The following is a 1450-nucleotide window of genomic DNA, read 5'->3' on the forward strand; positions in this document are numbered from 1 at the left end:
CAGGCTCCAGTACGGGCTTATGACCCGCGCGCAGTGCCAGATAGCTGCCAAATACCTCCTGTGTCATAAAGGACAAGCACCAGCCATCCATCAAAATATGATGGAAGCTCCAGATAAAGTGGTACGTTTCATCCCCGGTTTGCAGGATCGAAATACGAATGAGTGCATCCTCTGCGAGATTGAATCCTTTCGCTTTATCGGCAAGGGTAAAAGCCTCAACACGCGCTGCTCGTTCTTCTTTTTCCAGTCCGCGCAGGTCTTCATAGTACAACTCTCCGCTGCGATTGCGGAAAACGACCTGCACAGGCTCATCCTTCCATGAGTTGATAAAGTTCGTCCGCAATGCCTCATGACGCTGTACGAGCAGATCAAAGCTCTTACCGAAAGTAACCACATCAAACCGTCCATTCAATTCAAAGGTGGCCTGCTCAAAATAAGCTGCCGAACTCTCATCCATTAGACTGAAGAAGAGCATACCTTTTTGCATCGGCGTCAAAGCATACACATTTTGTAGTTCACCCATATCTTGTGTATCTTTCACCAATTGCTCCAGCTCGTCCAGCGTTACATGTTTTAACAAGACATCACTTGGGGTCAACACCGTTCTCTCTTGGGCTACACAATGATGAATGACTTCACGCAAGCCGGATGCTAGCAGCTCTCCCAGCCGTGCAATCGTTTCATGACGGAACTGCGTTGTGCCGTAGCGAATAGTGAACATCAGCTCCCCATCCTCGATTAATCCATTGATATCTAGTGCAAAATCCATAGCCGCGTTCGTGCTAACAGGCACACCAATGGAATAGGAGGAAGGCTCCAGATCGTTGCCTTTATAGTCCTGATCGAATTGGCCCAGATAGTTAAAACTGATCTCAGGCTGCGCCTTTAACTGTACGCCTGCTTTTTCCAGCACATTCATATCTGACAGGTATCGCAAAATACCATAACCGATGCCTTTTTGCGGAATATGACGCAGCCCTTCCTTAATCCGTTTGATCAGACGAGCCGTATTTCCCCCTTGTCCCAGACTTCCATCCAGTACAACCGGGAACTGGCTCGTAAACCAACCGACCGTCCGCGTAATATCCACGTCGAGTACAATAGCTTCCCGTCCATGGCCCTCCAGGTTGACCAACACCCGTTCGGAACCAGACCATTCATACACGGCTTTTCCGAGCGCAGCCAGCAACAGGTCATTCATTTCCGTGTTGTACGCGCGATGAGCTTGTTTGAGCAGTTGCTCAGTTTCCTGCTTCGTCCAGCGGACAGTGACAACCTCACTGTCTCCGAGCCGTGCATTGTCATTTGCAAAATCCTTCGGCAAAGGCTTCACAAGGCTGGCTTCTGCTTGTTCGATATGCTGCCAGTAAGCAAGCTCCCGCTCCATCGTCGCACGATTCGCGTAGGCTGACAGCTGTTTGGCCCATACCTGGAAAGAATCTGTTTTATG

Annotated in this window: 1 protein-coding gene; it reads right to left on the reverse strand. The window is 49.6% G+C overall.

Annotation, left to right across the window (positions count from 1 at the left end):
* Window positions 1–1450 (reverse strand): condensation domain-containing protein (locus NLX73_RS24805; protein ID WP_254327606.1); only part of this gene is annotated, 1450 nt, incomplete at both ends.

The organism is Paenibacillus sp. CH40, from assembly GCF_024213605.1.
GTDB lineage: Bacteria > Bacillota > Bacilli > Paenibacillales > Paenibacillaceae > Paenibacillus > Paenibacillus polymyxa_B.